This window comes from Neobacillus sp. FW104-15D2, from assembly GCF_058790155.1.
On the sequence record NZ_JBYTCJ010000016.1, the window covers coordinates 69,451 to 88,118 of the forward strand.

The window sequence follows — 18,668 nt, forward strand, 5'->3', positions numbered from 1 at the left end:
TAATTATTTATTGCCTGGAGCCGGATGATCCACACCTCTGACATGGTGATTATGTCCGTCATCTTCTGAAGTGTAAAAATCATAGTAATGAACGTGCATACCATTTCCTACCGGAATAGCGGGGCCTGAATAAGCTTTATAATGGTGTGTATGTCCGTTTTCAAACATTACATACCCCTCGGTATAGTGAACATGCCCTCCCTCCTGTGTCTGTATTGGTGGTGAAGTAATATCAAGACATTGATGCACATGCCCTTCGCTTACCGAAGTATAATCTACAGAACCATGATTGTGATGCGGAACAAACCCATTAACAAAATCATCTTTCCCCGGTTTCGCCACTATTTTTCCCCCTTAACTCCGTATAGCTTAAATATATGAAGAATTTGAAAAATATTTGCCTAAAACCTGCTTTCCATCATTTTAATTACTTAATGCAAGGATTATATTTGTATTCAGTTATGCTTACATATCCTAGAAAAATAACGCCATACTACATTTGTAAGTTAAAAATGAAAGGGGATTTAACCATGACTGTTATTGCTCAGGTAAAACAAGCTGTTGCCGGACTTAAAGGTGCCCAGGCAAGCTTTGAAACTTTTGCCTTATCTACCGATAATCAAAATGCAAAGCAGCTTTACCAAAACGCTGCCCAGCAGGCCCAAACTATAATTGAAAGTCTTGAGCCACGTCTTCAGGAAATGGAACAAGAAGAGCCTCAATATAAACAGTAATTTTGACAGGCTGGCGCCAGCCAGCCTATTTTGAAAGGATGTAAATAATGACTGTAATTTCAAATGTCAAACAATGCCTATACAGCCTAAAGGGGATTGAATCTCAGCTCTCGATCTTAGCACTAAATTCAAACCATGAAGAGGCGAGTCAGGTTTTTCATGAATCCATGCTAACTATTAGTGAAATAAATATAGAACTTACCGATCGGATGGAAAACTTGCAAAGAGAAGAACCTCAGTATAAAAACTCATAAAGTGGAGGTGGAAAAAGTATGCCAGGATGGATCGATATCATCATACGGTCTTTTATTTTTATGATTATATTATTTCTTGTGACAAAGATGCTTGGCAAAAAGCAAATTTCCGAACTTTCCTTTTTAGAGTATGTTTCAGGAATTACCATAGGAAGCATTGCAGGTGAAGCAATTACAGGACTCGAAGAAAGTATGATTAATGGTGCTGTCGGTATATTTTTTTTCGGTGGCCTTACTTTTTTGGTTGACGTCTTTTCTTTAAAAAGTAAATCCTTCCGGGATATTGTGGAAGGAAGAGGTGCTGTAATCATTAAGGATGGAAAAATTCTCGAAGATAATTTAAAAAAAGAAAAGTATACCATTGATGAACTCTCTGCATTGCTGCGGCAAAAAAACATCTTTCGGACTGCAGATGTAGAATTTGCCGTACTTGAACCTCGCGGAAATCTGAGTGTTTTGCTAAAAAAAGAGAATCAGCCATTAACACCAAAGGATTTAAATTTAAAAACAGCCAATGAAAAGGAACCACAAACAGTTATAATGGACGGAAGCATACTTGATGAAGCTTTAAGGGCATCTGGAAAAAATCGGGGCTGGCTAGAAATAGAACTGGAAAAAATGAATCTATCCTTACCAAATGTTTTTATGGGACAAATTAATTCTTATGGGGAACTGACAGTAGATATTTACGACGATAAAATTAAAGTTCCTTCTCCTCAACAGCGACCTCTTTTGCTTGCCACTCTAAAAAAATGCCAGGCAGATATGATGAGTTTTTCACTTCAAACTCAAAGCCAGGAGGCAAAAACGATGTTTCAAAAAAACGGAGAGAAACTTGAAGAAACAATAAAAAAACTGTCACCCTATTTAAAAGGCTAAAAACAATACCCTTTTCCTTGAGAAAAAGGGTATTGTTTTTTATTGGCTCTTTTCTAAAACATTGTTGCAAATTGAAGAATAGGTGAGCAAAAATAAGCGAAACTTCAGTGGGAAAAGCAAGAAAAACGAGCCCCCTGATCGTAAACGACCGAGGAGAAAGAAGAACGGAAGCGCTTTGTTCAGGCCTGGACAAGTGCTGCCGGCTAAAATGGCCACGTCCTGTGGCGATGACGGCACTAGCACTTCCTGTACGTCGAAGGGCCAGACAATGAAATCGTTTTTTTACAGGGCAACCCGCGAGCCTGTCAAACTCCACCCCTAGCCCCTCGAGGTAGCTACAATCCTGATGTTAAACGGAAGCGTTGTCTATTTTTGCTTTAATACACAACAAAATTTATTTATATGGAAGATATTCAGGCAAAGGAACATTTTCAACAGAGAAAGGTATCTCCAGCTTGATTCCTGTCTGAAGTTCGTAAGGAGAAACAAGTCCATTAACCTTTTGAAGAGCTTCAATACTCGTCCTAAATTGTTCAGCAATCATCCGAAGATTTTCATTTTCTCCAACTATATGAGTCTCTCTCATCTTTTCAATCCTGCACGAAGACTGCTTAAAGGTTGGCTGTTTTGATAAAGGATCTGTATAGTCTGCAGTTAAAGCATTTGCTGCCTCCTTTTTATGCCAGCTTCCATAGTGAAAAGGAACAAAGATTAACCCCTTTTGAACCGTTTCTCCAATTCTTACTGGTACTTCAATTTCCCCTCTTGGAGAAATAATCCTAACCTTCTCACCTTCTATCAGCCCAAGTTCAAAAGCATCTTCTGTATTAATTTCTGCATATCCATTAGGTGCTGCAGTCTGCAGGTATGGAGAACGTCCCGTTTTTGTCCTTGTATGCCAATGCCAGACCAGCCTTCCTGTTGTCACCCATAAAGGATATTTCTTATTTGGCTGTTCTACAGGAGGTAGGTATCTTGTTGGATGGAGTATGGCCCTTCCATTCGGATTTAATTCCTCAAACTCTTCCTGCGTGAGCGGTCTTCCTGTAAACTGATCCTTTGTGAAGGATTGAGTATAGGAGGTTTCTGTTGGAAAGTGTCCATCAGAATATAAACGGGCGGTTCCTTCAGGGGCCTTTTCTGTGACAGGCCATCTTAATCCATTGTATTTTTCTAGCTTCTCATAAGTAATTCCGGACATGTCACAAGGCCTTCCCGCTGAAACCTTTTTCCATTCTTCAAAACATTCTTCTGGTGTTGAATATTGGATCAGCGGATTCCCCTCCTTGTCCTGAAAATCCATTCTATGGGCAAAATCAAGCAATATCTCAAAATCAGATTTCACTCCCATAGGCGGCTCCACTGCTTTCCTTAATAAATTAATCGTCCTGTCCGCATTTTCCATCGTTCCTTCTTTTTCTCCCCATAATGCAGCTGGGATTACGACGTCTGCAACAACTGTTGTTTCTGTTAAAAATGGATCCTGTACAACAACAAACGTTTTTTCAAATGCCTTTCTTGCCCTGGCCCTATTTGGAAGAGAAACCATTGGATTTGTTCCGATGTTCCAGAAAAAGTCGATCTCACCATTTTCCATCATATCAATTTGCTCTTCTATTCCTTTTTCAGGCCCTACTGGCAAATCCATTTCCTTAACGTACCAAAGTTCGGCGATTTCTTTTATATGTTCTGGATTGTTTGAATTTCTGTTTGCCGGGTAAGTACCTACGCCACCAGCTGTGCGATTGGCAGATGAGCTTGGCTGTCCTGCCATATGGAGAGGCCCACAGCCCGGTTTGCCGATAAGTCCCCTAATTAAGTGCAGATTATTAATCGCTACACATGCCGTTGTGGCATCAGCGCTTTGGTAGGTTCCTTGAAGTGTAGTTGTTACCAGTGAGTCCGTATGTCCAAGGATATCTGCTGCTTCTTTAATTAATCCAGCAGGTATTCCTGTAACTTTACTAGTATGTTCCAAAGTCCAGTCTCCAAGAGGCTCTGCCATCTTTTCAAAACCGATTGTATTGTTTTCAATAAAATCGTGGTCGACTCGCCCCTCTTCCAATACTAATCTTTGGAGACCGTTCAATAATGCAACGTTTGTTCCCGGATACAATTGCAGATGCAAGTCTGCCATTCGGGCAGTAAGAGTTTTTCGTGGATCGACTACTATAATATAAGGCTTTCCTGTTCTTTTTTTTCGTTCTATGATTCTTTCAAATAGAACAGTTCCTGTTTCAGCTGGATTATGCCCAAACATGAATAGCGTATCTGTTTCATCAACATCGTCAAATGAGGCTGGAACCCCATCTGAACCAAATGATTGTAAAAGGCAAAATTCTGTAGTAGCGGTACAAAGCCTTGTATTGGCGTCAAGAAGATGCGTTCCAATACCCGCCCGTCCTATTTTTGCAATGGTATAATAATCCTCCAGGAAAGCCTGACCCGTAGAATAAATAGCTATCCCATTACCGCCCTTCTTTTTTAACGTTTCCTTTGCTTTTTGAACAATAAGTTCCATTGCTTCCTCCCATGAAGCTGGTACGAGCTGCCCAAAAGCATCCCGAATCATCGGTGTAAGCAGCCTGTCCGGACTATTGTTTGCATGCCATTGATTTTCACCCTTTGGTCCTAGTCTTCCTCGGTTAATAGGGTGCTTAGAATTACCTTTAATCCCAACAACCTTATTATCTTTTACAGCAATATGGCATCCGCAGCCTACTGAACAGATATTACATGTGCTGTAAACCCATTTATCAACTTCTCCCTGAGTATATACATTCATATCAACTCGTTCTTTTTCCCAAGCCATTATTGACCACCCTCTCTTTGTGTTTTGGGCAAATATAACTCTGGAACAGCATACTTAATCGTTTCTTGACCGAATTGATCTTCCAGCTCCTTTGCCGCTTCTTTCAGTTTCTTTTTAATCCTCTGAAATAATAAATCTAAATCGTTAACATGCTCAGCTGCACTTTCATCCTGCCAGGTTATGGCTCTTCCCCATGCCCGAAAGGTTGAATCAGCTATAGAATCGTCATGAAATAAAATAGAAATTTCCTTCTTATAAGTTTTAAAATCTTGTTCCTTCCTTTGTAAAGAATCAATAAGTTTTCCACAGATATCCTTTTGTTCTTCCAGCACAGTCCGAATAAGAATAGCTAATGGATTTTCGGCATTCTGACTTTCCTTGATAATTTGATCAGAGTCATCCATAACGCTCATAAAAATTTTATTTAACCTGTCCATTTTGTCCCGCCCTTCCTTTTAGTTTAGTTCTATATATCTAGTAGCCTTATCAAATCAGGTTAAACGCGCTCAAACGTTTTTTAATCCAATTCTCATTTCAAGCTTCTGCTGAAGGGGCTGTTTCACAAAAAAATCTCTAAAAAAAGCCCAAGCTGGTAACACAGCTTTGGGCTTTATGAATGATTTAAACATTTTAAAGAATATGGGGATTACTAAAAAAGGCCAGCCTCCTTCGCAGCCTTATAACTATTTCTAGCAAAATCGAATGGATCTCCAACTTTTTCCCAATGCATATACATCAGCCGTGGTTCATCAAACAGCCAATGGTTGTGGACAGCTGTCACTGTAATACCTCTTCTTCTCAGAGCAGTCATGAATGGGTTGATTTCTCTTTCCAGGACAACTGACTCACCAAGGTTTAGTGTCCTTCCGTTTCGATTGTTTTCAAAGGATAAGGCAAATGGGAGTGCTAATGGGGAACGGGTGCGGCGGCCTAAAATAGTGGCATTTATATCTCGCAGCCTTTGAACGACACAAGCTGGAGATGCTGTAATAACATCACCGCCAATGATGTTTGCCAGCCTCTGGCAGTCACTTTGACTGGTGGAGGCTGGTGAAACTTCTGCCCTTCTATTATTAGGCCAAACAGACCCATTTCCACTGCCAGCCATTTGATTAAAGTAATAATCATTGGTTCTCATTTTTTTCACCTCCTTTATTTTTATTATTCTATTCATTTTAAATGGACAAGTTTGGACAACTATCAAGTGCCAGATGCCTTTTTTTAAATAAAATAAAAAAAGAGGTAACAAAAGACCGTTACTGGGCCTTTCATTACCTCATTCATATGCATTCATTAATCAGTCATATTAGCAAAACGTGCCAGATCGGCATTTTCCCCAATAACTACAAGAACATCTTCCCTTTCAATACTTTCATCTGGGGATGGGGAAATTTTTATTGTGTTATTATGGCGTATAGCAATAACACTTAAATTGTACTTTGCCCGTAAATCCAGTTCTCTAAGTGATTTATTACTCATACAATCGGGAATTTTTATTTCTTCCACACTATATTTATCGGAAAGTTCAATAAAATTAAGTACATTCGGTGATAAAAGCTGATGGGCAACTCTTTCTCCCATATCCCTTTCCGGGTGAACGACCCAATCAGCACCAACTTTATAAAGGACCTGTCCATGAAGCTTATTTAAAGCTTTAGCTATAACCTTCTTCACTCCGAGTTCCTTAAGGAGAAGAACTGAAAGGATGCTTGCCTGAATATTATTTCCAATAGCAACTATTACAGTATCAAAGTTTCTAATTCCAATGGATTTTAATGCTTCTATTTCAGTTGTATCAGCAATCATGGCATGGGTTACCACAGAATTGGCATCTTCCACTCTTTCTTCGTTAATATCTATACCGAGTACTTCCTGCCCAGCCTCGGAAAGTTTGGTTGCGATACTCGTTCCGAATCTCCCCAGCCCGATAACAGCATACGAATTTATCACGGACTTTCCCTCCTCCGTTCTTATTAGCCAATCATGATTTTTCCTTTTGGATAACGGAAAGCATCAGGTGATCGTTTAATGGATACAGCGTAAAAAATTGTTAAAGGACCAACTCTTCCGGCAAACATTGTAAAAATAATGAGAGCTTTTCCTACATGTGACAATTCAGGGGTAAGACCCATAGAAAGACCTACTGTAGCAAAGGCAGAGGTAACCTCATAAAGAATCATTAGAAAGTCTTTTCCATGTTCAGTAATGGTTAAAAACATTGTAATGACCATAACAAGGAACAAACCGCAGAAAGTAACTGTCAAGGCTTTATAGATTGTTTCATAATCAATCCTCTGTCGATAAAAAATAACATCCTCTTTCCCTCTAATCTGAGACCAAACAGCTCCCAGAAGGGTAGAAAAGGTGGTCGTTTTAATACCACCTCCTGTTGAACCCGGAGAGGCTCCAACAAACATTAAAAATATCGTTAAAAAGGTGGAAGACTGAGTCATATCAGACAGACTGAGGGTATTGGCCCCCGCAGTCCTCGGTGTAACGGATTGGAAAATAGAAGCAAGAATTTTTCCTGAAAAAGAAAGCGGCTTTAATGTTTTTGGGTTGTAAAACTCCAGGAGGAAAAAACATACTGCACCACCTGCAAGCAATAAGAAGGTCGACATTAAAACAACCTTTGTATGAAGTGATAATCGTTTTGTCTGCTTGTATTCAACTACTTCATTCATAACAATGAACCCTATGCCACCAAGTATAATGAGAGAGGAAACCGTTAGTGTAACAACCGGGTCTTCTACATAGGCGGTGAGGCTGGTGAAATTCCCCATAACATCAAATCCAGCATTATTAAACATAGAAATGGAATGAAAAATCCCAAAGTAAATAGCTTTGCCAATTGGCATATCAAAAGAAAATCGAATCGAAAGTAAAAGGGCCCCCGCTGCTTCTATTACAGCAGTAAAAATTAAAATTCTTCTTACCAGACGTACAATCCCTTCCATTGAAAGATTATTTAAGGATTCCTGGAGGAGGATCCTCTCTTTTAATGAAATTCTTTTTCCTAGAAGAAAGGCAAACAACGTAGCAAATGTCATAAATCCCAATCCGCCAATTTGAATGAGAGAAAGGATAACTATTTGTCCAAAATGAGTAAACGTTGTACCAGTGTCAACTACAACTAGACCTGTTACACAGGTAGCTGAAGTAGCAGTGAAAAGGGCATTTAAAAAATGAAGCCCTTTTCCATCAACTGTCGAGACTGGAAAAGTTAAAAATAAAGTTCCTAGTAAAATGATTCCTGCGAATCCAAGAACTAATATTTTCGGCGGATCAAGATAATACTTTTTTCTCTGCATAAACATACTTCCCTATCATAATTTTTTTACAGCAAATATCTGAGATAGACATAAATCATAGAAATGAAAACTGAAACCAGCATTAATGGAAAACCAATAAAAAGAAATTTAACAAAGGAAATCTTCTGCCCTTCTTTTGCTGCAAGCCCCGCAACCACCAGGTTGGCAGAAGCTCCAATCAATGTCCCGTTCCCTCCAAGACAGGCACCGAGAGACAGACTCCACCAAAGCGGATCTAAATTGTTAATACCCAAATTCCCCATCTCTTTAATCATGGGGATCATGGTGGCCACAAAAGGGATATTATCTACGAAGGAAGAGACAATGGCACTCATCCAGAGAATTAATATGGTTGTGGATTTCAGTTCTCCTCCAGTCCAAGTCATTGCTTTTCTGGCAACCGATGCTATTAATCCCGTTTCAACAAGGCCACCGACAATCACAAACAGTCCAATAAAAAAGAAGAGGGTTGTCCATTCCACTTTTTCAAGTGCCTTTTCCAAATACTTATCACCAGTAATCAACAGAAGCAGAAATGCGCCTGCTAAAGCAATTGTAGCTGTTTCAATGCCTATTAATTGATGAAGAAAGAACCCGCCTATTGTAAGAACAATAACAAGAAGGCATTTTCTTAAAAGTGCTTTGTTTAGAATTTCTGCAAAAGGATCTTTTTCCAACAAACTGTCTATTAATTGCGGTGTTGTTTTTAATTGCTTTCTATATATGAGCGTAAGAATAAATAGAGTTACAATCATTATAATGATAATGACAGGCGTAAGGTTGTTGATAAAAGACAAGAAAGTCAGCTTTTTAACAGCACTTCCGATCATAATATTGGGAGGGTCACCAATCATAGTGGCGGTGCCGCCAATATTTGAGGCAAATATTTCCGAAATTAGATATGGCATTGGATTCACTTTAAGCTGAACAGTTATGCTTAACGTAACAGGAACAACAAGCAGAACAGTTGTCACGTTATCAAGGAATGCTGAAGCTATCGCTGTGAATATACTTAATGCCACTAGTATCCTGACAGGATTTCCTTTTACCTTTTGTGCTGACCAAACAGCAATAAATTCAAAAACACCTGTTTGAGAAGTAATCCCTACAATTACCATCATTCCGATTAATAATCCAATTGTATTAAAATCAATGTGATGCAAGGCACTTTCCTGGTCAAGTACACCGAGTGCTACCATAAGGATTGCGCCAATCATTGATATAATGGTCCTATGTATTTTTTCAGAAATAATAAATCCGTATGTAACTAGAAAAATAATAAGTGAAATACTTTCTTGTGCTCCCAACCATTTTCACTCCAGTTCTGTAATTGTATTTTTTGCTTTCTCCCCGAATGTATTCCTATAAAACAAAAAACACCTGGGTATACCTTGGGTGTTAACAGCCTTTTTAATAGCGTTTTCCTAGGCCTCTAACGGAGTTAGCTGTCGGATTCCGGACTAAAAATTCCCTCCCCTTTTGAAAAAAATGCTTAAGAGATGCATTATTCTCGAAAGGGACCCACCCCAAGTGGATTCCCACGCAATGCTGCCCCCGCTTACGAAGATTCAGCGAAATTATTATGCAAGGAAAAATATACTACTATCAATATTAACAAACAAGCTAACAGCTGTCAGGATTTTATTTTTGAATATTTAGAACCACAAAATATTATTTTTAAAATAGGCTTTTCTTCCTTTCTCAACATGTGGTATTTTTAATTCGAAATATACTACCGGTTTAAAATGATTAGGCTTTTTAAGGACAAAGAATTTGACCTCCAAGGGGAATGAAATGACAATCGAAAAAAAACAGCTTTTTTTGCAAACGGCAAGCCTGATTGCTGGCTTTATGGTTTGGGTACTGCTTTCTTCCCTAATGCCTTTTATTAAGGAAGATATCCCTCTTTCACTAACCCAACAAGCTTGGGTCATAGCGTTGCCAGTCCTGTTAGGTTCCTTGCTCAGAATACCTTTTGGTTACTTGACAAATAAATATGGAGCAAGGGTCTTATTTCTTTGGAGTTTTGTTATCCTTCTTATTCCTATTACTATAATTTATTTTGCCACATCCCTCTTTACACTGCTTATCGGCGGGGTTCTTTTAGGAGTAGGCGGGGCTCTTTTTTCAGTAGGAGTTACCTCGCTTCCTAAATACTACCCGAAAGAAAAACATGGATTAATTAATGGTATCTACGGAGCAGGAAATATAGGGACGGCTATCACAGCCTTCATAGTACCTATCCTTGCAGCCTCCCTTGGCTGGAGAAGGACTACAGCCATTTTCTTTGCTGGAATAGCTATTTTTATCCTTTTGACCTTCTTGATTGGTGATCGCAAAGAAAAAAGAGTAAGTGTACCATTTTATGATCAATTCATTGAAGTAAGAAAAAACTCAAGATTATGGTTCCTTTGTCTGTTTTATTTTATAACCTTTGGTTCCTTTGTTGCATTTACTATCTATCTTCCCTCCTTTTTAATTAATCAATTTGACTTAAACAAAATCGATGCTGGGATTAGGACAGCCGGATTTATTGCCATTGCTACTATATTTAGGCCTGTTGGTGGGTGGCTAGGTGACAAAATCAATTCATTATTTATATTAATTCCGGTTTTTGCTGGATTAACCTTCTCTGGTTTCCTTTTATCCTTTACACCTTCTTTACCTATATATTCTTTTGGATGCCTCCTTGTTGCCTTTTGCGCAGGAATTGGGAACGGAGCAATTTTTAGAATAGTGCCGGTATACTTTTCAAAACAGGCAGGTGTGGTTAATGGAATAGTAAGTGCCAGCGGCGGAATAGGCGGCTTCTTCCCTCCTTTAGTCCTTACTCTTTTCTTTAATCTAACAGGTCATTACGCTATTGGATTTATGACTTTATCTGAGTTTTCCCTTGCTAGTTTACTATTGGTTTTTTGGATGTTCTATCAGGATAAGCTAAAACTTGCTGAAAAAATTATTGATCATTCATTTGAAGGAATTCTCGTAACTGACTCAGAGGGAATAATCCAAAAGGTTAATTCGTCTTTTTCTAAAATTACTGGTTTTTCACATAAGGATGTAATAGGAAAAACTCCAAGTGTCCTTCAATCAGGTGAACACGGCAATGATTTTTATAAAAATATGTGGGAAAGTCTTCAGCAAAACGGTATTTGGGAAGGTGAAATTTGGAATAAACGCAAAAATGGTGAATCTTATAAGGAAAACTTGACCATCACCGCCATCAAAAATGAAGCAGGGGAAACACAAAATTATATAGGTATGTTCAGGGAGATTCATTCAAAGGGAGAATAGAAAAAGGCTTTCCGCTAAGCGCGGAAGGCCTTTTTTGTGAAGACTTTTTTGAGTTAAATCTTTTAATTACAATCTATCGTGATGCCTTGCCTCTAATGAAATTGAAGATGAAAACTACCACTGCGGCAACCAATAGAAAATGTATTAGTCCTCCAGCAATGTGGAAAACAAGACCCAATACCCATAAAACAAGTAAAATTGCTGCTATTGTCCAAAGCATATTATTCATCCTTTCTTTTGTGTTTAGAACTATACTACCCCTCTTTTACTTTTTAAAAACAATTATTAATTGGTTGTTTTACAGTCAACTGGTAAAAACGTTACAACTTTTTGTCTTTCTAATTGAGTTCACATTTCCTTCACAGCTTTTGTGAGGTACGTCACAATTTTTCGAAGCCAGTCTCCTTATTATAAAAAATATAAATAACCCATTAAAACAAAAAATGAAATATATGGAGGAGAATTACAATGGCAAGAATTACTTATTGGAATCCAGAAGATGAAAAGTTCTGGAAAGAAGAAGGAAAAAAACATGCAAAAAGGAATCTATGGATTTCAGTTCCATCTCTGATGCTTGCTTTAAACAAGTATTATCTAATGGCCAGCATGTATGGCTTCAAAATGCAGCTTTTATCTGGGTTATTCCTATTATTGTCATGACATTGCTTGCAGCTTTTAAGATGGATAATCTTCCTAATGCCAAACAGTCAGTAGCAGATCAATTTATCATTGTTAGACGGAAGCATACTTGGATTATGACAACTCTATATGTGGCAACATTCGGTTCATTTATTGGTTATTCTGCAGCGTTTCCGCTTTTATTAAAATCCCAATTCCCAGAACATCTTTCCCTTGCTTTCCTAGGTGCACTGGTTGCAGCCGCTGCAAGGCCGGTAGGTGGATGGCTCGCTGATAAAATGAGTGGAGCAAAAGTTACAGCTTACGTTCTTGTGGTAATGGCAATTGGGGCAGTTGGGGTAATTTACTTCCTGAATGGAAAACAATTTGGCGGATTTTTAGGATCATTCCTTATTCTTTTCCTTGCTTCAGGAATCGGATCTGGTTCTACATTCCAAATGATTCCAACTATCTTCATTCCTAAAGAAGCTGCTCCTGTTATTGGTTTCTCAGCTGCATTTGCAGCATATGGGTCCTTCTTTATTCCTAAGTTATTTGGCTGGTCCGTAAAGGCAACAGGTACTCCTGTAACAGCTTTTTACTTCTTCATCGCTTTCTACGCAGTCTCATTTGCTTTAAACTGGTACTTCTATCAAAGGCAATCCACTACAACTGTTAGTGAAATGGTTAAGCAGGCCGGTTAATCCGGTCTGTTTTTTTGTTTGTTAGACGCTGTTAAATTTTACTGTTGATTTTTTCTCCAACCCACTTGCTTTCCTCGGGCGACTCTGGAGCTTCCTGGTCACTTCACTCCTGAGGGGTTGTCTCCCCCTGGAATCACTTTTCCCGCGGAGTCACATGATTTCCGCTAAAATCGGCATATTAAAAAAACAAAACTACTTTTTGCGAGATGTTGGAAAAAAATAGTATCTATTGTCATAGTGTTTATGTGCCCTTTTAAAAAGGTATAATATAGCAAAACATGTAAAATGCGATGCATTTTTTAATCGCTTAAGATAATTCGTATTCTTTAGCGAAGATGCTTTAGCTAAGCCGTGCATTCTTTAGCCAAGCCGTGCATTTAGCGAAGCCGTGCATTCTTTAGCGAAGTCGTGCATTTAGCGAAGCCGTGCATTCTTTAGCGAAGTCGTGCATTCTTTAATGAAGCCGTGCATTCTTTAACGAAGCCGTGCATTCTACCGAAGTCGTGCATTCTAGTGAAGTTGTGCATTCTTTAACGAAACCGTGTATTCTTTAGCGAAGTCGTGCATTCTTTAACGAAGCAGTGCATTCTTTTGATAAATTCGTGCATTTCTTTCGTGAAAAACGTGCATTCTTTTGATAAATTCGTGCATTTCTTTAGCGAAATCGTGCATTCTTTTGATAAATTCGTGCATTTCTTTAGCGAAATCGTGCATTCTTTTGATAAATTCGTGCATTCCTACAGCAAAATCGTGCATTCTTTTGAAAAGGTCATGCATTTTTCTGGAAAAGTGGGGCGTTTACCTGACCAATTTCTTCATTTGAAGCTTTATGGAAGGATATATTCGTCAAAACCCCACGAAATGCTATATTCATAGAGTCTAATCTTATTAAAATTAGTAATTTAAAAAAAAAACATATAAAAGAAACTTTTTACGCAAAGTCATTCAATTTAAAGCCGATTTTTGTTCATTTACCCAATAGGGTATACAGTTTTAATCGAAAAAAGGTTGTCCCATAAAGGACAACCTCTCGATCTATTTTATAATCAAGTAATCTATTAATCTAGAAGTGTTACTTTTACTTGTCTTGAACCCCATTTTACCGCTTCATCTTGTGATGAAATAAAGACATCAATTTCATTTCCATTAATACCGCCGCCAGTGTCTCCAGCAACTGCATATCCGTATCCTTCTACATATACCTTTGTTCCTAGAGGGATAACTGATGGATCCACAGAAATAATTTTGGCATTTGGATTTTGTTTAAGGTTAATGCCAGTAGCTGTCACTCCAGAGCAGCCTTCACAAGATGCAGTATAAGCTGTAGCTTTAACTGTTATAACTTTACCTTCAACTGCTTCTGTTTTGGCTGTAGAAGTTTCAGGCTGTGTTGGTGCCGGTGCCGGTGCCGGTTTTGGTGCTGGAGCCGGTTTTGGTGCTGGTGCCGCTGGTACAGCTGGTTTTTGCACTGGTGCAGGCTGAGCAGGTTTTGGCTGCTGGGCTACTGCAGGCTTTGTGACTGCAGACTTGGCAGCAGGTGCAACAGCCGGTTTTACTGCAGGCGCACTTTGTGCTTTAGCCGTACTTTGTGCTTTTACCTGAACGGCAGGCTTGGCTTGCTGGATTGCAGCTTCATTTACAATGTTATGACCGCTCTTAAATATTTCTAAATTTAGGCCTGGTTTAATTAAATCACCTTGCAGCTGATTCCAGCCCATTAGTTCATTTACAGTAACACCATAGGTTTTTGCAATATCCCATAAAGTATCTCCATCTTTCACCAAGTAGTTTGCTTCTGGTGAAACTGTAAGGACATCCCCCGGATGAATTAAATCAGTAGATAAGTTATTCCATTTCATTATGTGTTCTACAGACTCATTATGTACTTTAGAAATCTTCCAGATCGAATCGCCTTTATTTACTGTGACTTCTGCCGCCTGTACATTAGCACCTACAGTTCCTGAGAGTGCAGCGACTGCTATTAATGTTTTAAATGTTTTTTTCATTTTCTTACCTCCCATGTTCTAAGCAGCTAACATAAAATATCTTAACATGAAAAGTTGAAATACAAAGAACAGGCGTGTTATAAAATGGTTACAAGAATGGCAGCTATATTACGATAGCATTTCAAATTAACCGAATTTTCAAACAATATATGAGTTTTTTAGGACCTTAAATACATCTATGGAAATATCTTAAAAATGGTGTTTTCAAGTCCTTTATTTTCGAGTTTCCAACATATTCATAGTGAAAACTTCATCGAAACGTCAAAATTAATGCGCGTCCTTCGGGCATACACATTGTATATTATTTATGTGAAACAAATCACTAATTGTTATTCATTTATATATATGTAAAATCCGGAGGAAAAAATGATGAAAAAATGGTTTACTTCTTTACTTCTATTCCTAGGAATGATTCTTACACCTTTATTTGCTGAAGCGCATGTTAAATGGTTTACCAACCTTACACCAGCAAAAGTGCCTCTTGAAAAAATTCTTTCACCGTTATTTATGGTTATTTCCGTTGGTGTCGCGGTTCTTTTAGCGCTCTTAACCCAAGTACTACCTATTATTATGAAATGGAAACCATTAGAAAAGCAGACCATTTTCTTGAGGGTTTTCGTAAATATTCACGTTATATACTAAAATATGGAACAGCTGCTGCCTTACTAATTCAAGTAAGTTCTGGGACCATTTTTGCTCCCGAACTCCATATACACACCGAACTTATCATTTACTTTGTCTGGGCCGCAATCATCCTGCTAATTATTCTGTATCACTATTCAACAAAGGCAGGCGCACTTATATTACTTGGTATATTTATAAAAATAACTGCCGAGTATGGCCCTTTCCATATGCTTGATTATGGATTTTATCTTGCGATTATATTTGTTTTATTAATTGGCAGTACAAAAATTGAAAGGTGGGGCTTTCCTTTCCTTTATCTGGGGACTGGCTTATCACTATGTTGGGTCGCAGTGGAAAAGTGGGTATATTCGGTAATGACCATTGATATTATCCAACATCACGGTGTTCCAACCTTTGGCTATAATCCGTCAACATTTATTGTACTTAGTGCATTTATAGAATTTGTAGTTGGATATCTGCTGGTCGTTGGGGTATTAAATCGAGTATTAGCTATTGTTCTTACAGGGATTTTTATTATGACTACTACTATTTTTGGCGGGGTTGAATTATCCGGGCACTTTATCATACACATCATTCTGGTTATTTTCATCATTGAAGGCGTTTCATTTTATAACCCTCCTATCAACTTGCAAGACTAGGCTTGATCAAATGATTTTTGTTTTCCTTAATTTTCTATTCGTCCTTTCAGCTTATCTTTTAATCTATTATCGCTTTGCATGAGAAAAGCGCAAGCGCACGTTCAACGACGTATGGCAATATGAATAAAGGCTAAGGTCGCCACGTCCTTGTGGCAACGCCTCTCTGACCCGCGTCCTGCGTGCCTCCACTTCGACTGAGATAAAGGATAATGAAATGCTGAAGTGTCTTAACTAGGGGCGACAAGCATAAGACGAGCCGGCGAGAAGGTTGTTCTTTAACCTTCAGACGGATTGGCTTATGACCTCGAGCCCCTAGACACTGAAGCTGGACAACACGAAATGCAAAGCATATCGATGTTGACTTATCGTAGGGAGAGCGGGATGGACACTAGCTGCACCAAGTATCACCTAAAGTTCATACTTGATGCAAGATACTCAAGGAAGCTTTTACAGAGATGAAAACTCGCTGGGCGCTGGAGCCAGACAATTTAATAGTTAAAACTTTATGCTTTCCTATCCATAAAAAAAGTCGGCTGCCACTTGGCAGCCGACTTTTGTCATATTACTCATTCAATTTTTGAATCGTCACTGCACATGCTTTAAACTCTGCAGTTCCTGATATAGGATCAAATTCGTTAAGTGTTAGGACGTTAGTTGGTACCTCACTCCAGTGAAAGCTCATAAACACCAATCCAGGAACAACTTGTTCCGTTATCTTTGCTTTAACTTTTACTTCTCCCCTGCGTGATTTAACCAATACTGTCTCCGCATTCTCTATTCCAAGCATTGCAGCATCTTCAGGATGAATATCAACAGTTTCTTCTGTTTGTTTAAGCTTTACACCTTTAGCGTAGTATTTAGTTTGGGAGTGAGTATTATATGACTCGTACCTTCTTCCCGTTGTCAGCATAAAAGGATACTCTTTATCAGGCATTTCCAGAGGAGGAGTATAATCTACTGGAACAAATGGAGATTTAGGAGACTCCATTCCTTCCTGATAAAACCTTTCATGCATGATCAATGTTCCTGGGTGTGATTCATCGGGACATGGATAATGCAAACTGTACTCCTGTTCAAGCCTTGTATAGGAAATTCCTCCGTACAGCTCCCATGCCAGCCTGCGGACTTCATCCCAAATTTGCTCGCTGTTTTGGTAGTCCATCTGATATCCCATTTTGGCAGATAGCTCGCAAAGTATCTTCCAGTCTTCTTTCGTGTTTGGATGGGGTTCTACTGCCTTCCTGACTCTTTGAATCCTTCTATCTGTATTTGTATACGTTCCGTCCACCTCTCCCCAGGAACAGGCAGGAAGGACAACATCAGCCAGTTCAGCAGTTTCAGTGAGAAAAATATCCTGGACAATAAGCAAATCAAGTTTTTCGAGAAGCTTTTTTGTATGGTTCATATGGACATCAGCCAATAAGGGATTTTCCCCTATTATATACATAGCTTTTAATTCCCCTGCCTCGAGACGGTCAAAGGTTCTTGTTTGAGTATCTCCTACTTCTTTATTAAGCGTAACCTTCCATTCTTTTTCATATCTTAGCCTGTTTTCTTCCTTTACAATACTCATTGCCCCTGGCAGCTGATTGGGAAGGCACCCCATATCACCTGCCCCCTGAACATTATTCTGGCCTCTTAAGGGCATAATACCGCTCCCCTCTTTGCCGATATTACCCGTTAGAAGCGCTAAGTTACCAATATCAAATACATTATTCACACCGCAATGATGTTCGGTAATTCCAAGAGTGTAGGCAATCATCGCGCTTCCCGCGCCAGCATACTCTCTTGCTGTGTCGATAATATCTTCAGGACTTATCCCTGTAATGGCTGAAGCATATTCAGGAGTATAACGTTCAACTTTTTCTCTTAATGCCTCTACATCATTCGTATATTTAAATATAAAGTCTGGTTTATACAGGCCTTCTTTTAATATGATTCGAATAAAGGCATTTATTAAAGCAATGTCCGTGCCTATGTTTATTTGGAGATGTCGGTGGGCTGATTTAACCATATCAATTTTTCTTGGATCAATAACGATCATCTTCAGGCCTGCTTTTACTGCTTTCTTTATTCGGTTAGCAATTATAGGATGGGCCTCGGTTGTATTAGAACCAAACAGTAATAATACATCTGCTTTATCAAAATCTTCCAGTGTATTTGTCGGGAATCCACTGCCAAAAATAGTTGCCAGACCGGCAACGCTTGGAGCGTGTCAAGTTCGGTTACATCCGTCTATGTTATTGCTGTCGAGGACAGCCCTCATGAATTTCTGAGTAATATAATTGGATTCATTTGTTGTTCTAGCACATGCAAACATGGAAATTGCTTTACCACCCCACTCCGATTTAATTTTCGCTAACCCTTTAGCAATAAAATCGCAGGCTTCATCCCATGTTACTTCTGTTAGTTGTCCGGATTTACGTAACAAAGGTGATTTAAGTCTTTTTTCTGCATGAACATACTCATAGGCAAATGCGCCCTTAATACATGTTTGTCCTTTATTCACAGGGGCATCCTTATCACCGCGGATCTTAATAATTCTGTTGTCCTGAACTTCTGTGATCAATCCACAGCCTGTGCCGCAGTAACCGCAAACGGTTTTGACGAATTTTGGCTCTCCCACTCGTTTCCCCTCCATTAAAAACATAAGTACTTATATAAACATATTAATTCATTCATTTTTAATTGCCGAAAAAATATATGGCAATAAAACAACAATTAAAACGCTTTCAAACTTTCCTCCTCCTTTAATCTATATGTAAAAAGAAAT

The 18,668-nt window shown here is 38.7% G+C and carries 16 protein-coding genes, 1 pseudogene and 1 riboswitch; of the genes and pseudogenes, 7 read left to right on the forward strand and 10 right to left on the reverse strand.

Features of this window, described 5'->3' with window-relative positions; all coding sequences use genetic code 11:
• Window positions 1-3 precede the first annotated feature (3 nt).
• Window positions 4-342, reverse strand: a complete 339-nt coding sequence (locus AC3WR0_RS13970; RefSeq protein WP_492552886.1) for a YmaF family protein — start codon at window positions 340-342, stop codon at window positions 4-6.
• Between the two features lie 188 nt (window positions 343-530).
• Here AC3WR0_RS13970 and AC3WR0_RS13975 point away from each other — a divergent pair, with 188 nt between their 5' ends.
• The 3 genes from AC3WR0_RS13975 to AC3WR0_RS13985 are packed head-to-tail and all read left to right on the forward strand — an operon-like array spanning window position 531 to window position 1,867.
• On the forward strand, window positions 531-734 hold the full coding sequence (locus AC3WR0_RS13975; RefSeq protein ID WP_027320796.1) for a DUF1657 domain-containing protein: 204 nt from the start codon (window positions 531-533) through the stop codon (window positions 732-734).
• A gap of 47 nt (window positions 735-781) precedes the next feature.
• Entirely contained in the window at window positions 782-988 is a 207-nt protein-coding gene (locus AC3WR0_RS13980) for a DUF1657 domain-containing protein (RefSeq protein WP_492552887.1), read from the forward strand.
• Window positions 989-1,006: 18 nt separating this feature from the next.
• Window positions 1,007-1,867 (forward strand): DUF421 domain-containing protein, encoded by an 861-nt coding sequence (locus AC3WR0_RS13985; protein ID WP_492552888.1) that lies wholly within the window; start codon window positions 1,007-1,009, stop codon window positions 1,865-1,867.
• 394 nt (window positions 1,868-2,261) lie between these two features.
• Here the strand turns inward: AC3WR0_RS13985 and AC3WR0_RS13990 are convergent, their stop codons facing one another.
• The 6 genes from AC3WR0_RS13990 to AC3WR0_RS14015 form a co-directional block, all read right to left on the reverse strand.
• On the reverse strand, window positions 2,262-4,679 hold the full coding sequence (locus tag AC3WR0_RS13990; RefSeq protein ID WP_492552889.1) for a molybdopterin-dependent oxidoreductase: 2,418 nt from the start codon (window positions 4,677-4,679) through the stop codon (window positions 2,262-2,264).
• Window positions 4,679-5,116 (reverse strand): hypothetical protein, encoded by a 438-nt coding sequence (locus AC3WR0_RS13995; protein ID WP_492552890.1) that lies wholly within the window; start codon window positions 5,114-5,116, stop codon window positions 4,679-4,681. The genes AC3WR0_RS13990 and AC3WR0_RS13995 overlap by 1 nt, the downstream gene beginning before the upstream one ends.
• A 212-nt stretch (window positions 5,117-5,328) precedes the next feature.
• Complete coding sequence (locus tag AC3WR0_RS14000) at window positions 5,329-5,817, reverse strand: DUF1259 domain-containing protein (protein WP_492552891.1); 489 nt, start codon at window positions 5,815-5,817, stop codon at window positions 5,329-5,331.
• Window positions 5,818-5,972: 155 nt separating this feature from the next.
• Window positions 5,973-6,629 carry a potassium channel family protein gene (locus AC3WR0_RS14005; protein ID WP_492552892.1) on the reverse strand — a complete coding sequence of 219 codons (657 nt, stop codon included), beginning with the start codon at window positions 6,627-6,629 and terminating at the stop codon, window positions 5,973-5,975.
• Between the two features lie 23 nt (window positions 6,630-6,652).
• Complete coding sequence (locus AC3WR0_RS14010) at window positions 6,653-7,990, reverse strand: TrkH family potassium uptake protein (protein ID WP_492552893.1); 1,338 nt, start codon at window positions 7,988-7,990, stop codon at window positions 6,653-6,655.
• 26 nt (window positions 7,991-8,016) lie between these two features.
• Window positions 8,017-9,297, reverse strand: a complete 1,281-nt coding sequence (locus AC3WR0_RS14015) for an ArsB/NhaD family transporter (protein WP_492552894.1) — start codon at window positions 9,295-9,297, stop codon at window positions 8,017-8,019.
• A 108-nt stretch (window positions 9,298-9,405) separates the two neighbouring features.
• A riboswitch (cyclic di-AMP (ydaO/yuaA leader) is annotated at window positions 9,406-9,574 on the reverse strand.
• A 210-nt stretch (window positions 9,575-9,784) separates the two neighbouring features.
• Here AC3WR0_RS14015 and AC3WR0_RS14020 point away from each other — a divergent pair.
• Window positions 9,785-11,284 carry an MFS transporter gene (locus tag AC3WR0_RS14020; protein WP_492552895.1) on the forward strand — a complete coding sequence of 500 codons (1,500 nt, stop codon included), beginning with the start codon at window positions 9,785-9,787 and terminating at the stop codon, window positions 11,282-11,284.
• 73 nt (window positions 11,285-11,357) lie between these two features.
• Here AC3WR0_RS14020 and AC3WR0_RS14025 read toward each other — a convergent pair whose 3' ends face one another.
• The gene (locus AC3WR0_RS14025; protein WP_155899931.1) at window positions 11,358-11,504 is read right to left on the reverse strand and encodes a lmo0937 family membrane protein; all 147 of its coding nucleotides are present in this window, start codon (window positions 11,502-11,504) and stop codon (window positions 11,358-11,360) included.
• A 364-nt stretch (window positions 11,505-11,868) separates the two neighbouring features.
• Here AC3WR0_RS14025 and AC3WR0_RS14030 point away from each other — a divergent pair.
• A pseudogene (locus AC3WR0_RS14030) lies at window positions 11,869-12,606 on the forward strand (MFS transporter); the annotation flags it as partial.
• 1,058 nt (window positions 12,607-13,664) lie between these two features.
• On the opposite strand, the gene AC3WR0_RS14035 reads toward AC3WR0_RS14030, so the two are convergent.
• Complete coding sequence (locus AC3WR0_RS14035) at window positions 13,665-14,612, reverse strand: LysM peptidoglycan-binding domain-containing protein (RefSeq protein WP_492552896.1); 948 nt, start codon at window positions 14,610-14,612, stop codon at window positions 13,665-13,667.
• A 366-nt stretch (window positions 14,613-14,978) separates the two neighbouring features.
• Between AC3WR0_RS14035 and AC3WR0_RS14040 the strand changes: the two genes are divergently transcribed.
• A complete protein-coding gene (locus tag AC3WR0_RS14040; protein WP_492552897.1) occupies window positions 14,979-15,254 on the forward strand; it encodes a hypothetical protein in 276 nt (91 codons plus the stop codon).
• The gene (locus AC3WR0_RS14045) at window positions 15,188-15,895 is read left to right on the forward strand and encodes a DoxX family membrane protein (protein WP_492552898.1); all 708 of its coding nucleotides are present in this window, start codon (window positions 15,188-15,190) and stop codon (window positions 15,893-15,895) included. Before AC3WR0_RS14040 ends, AC3WR0_RS14045 begins: the two co-directional genes overlap by 67 nt.
• Window positions 15,896-16,457: 562 nt before the next feature.
• Here the strand turns inward: AC3WR0_RS14045 and fdhF are convergent.
• Window positions 16,458-18,545: a formate dehydrogenase subunit alpha gene (gene fdhF, locus AC3WR0_RS14050; RefSeq protein WP_492552899.1), complete on the reverse strand. Its 2,088-nt coding sequence runs from the start codon at window positions 18,543-18,545 to the stop codon at window positions 16,458-16,460.
• Window positions 18,546-18,668 lie beyond the last annotated feature (123 nt).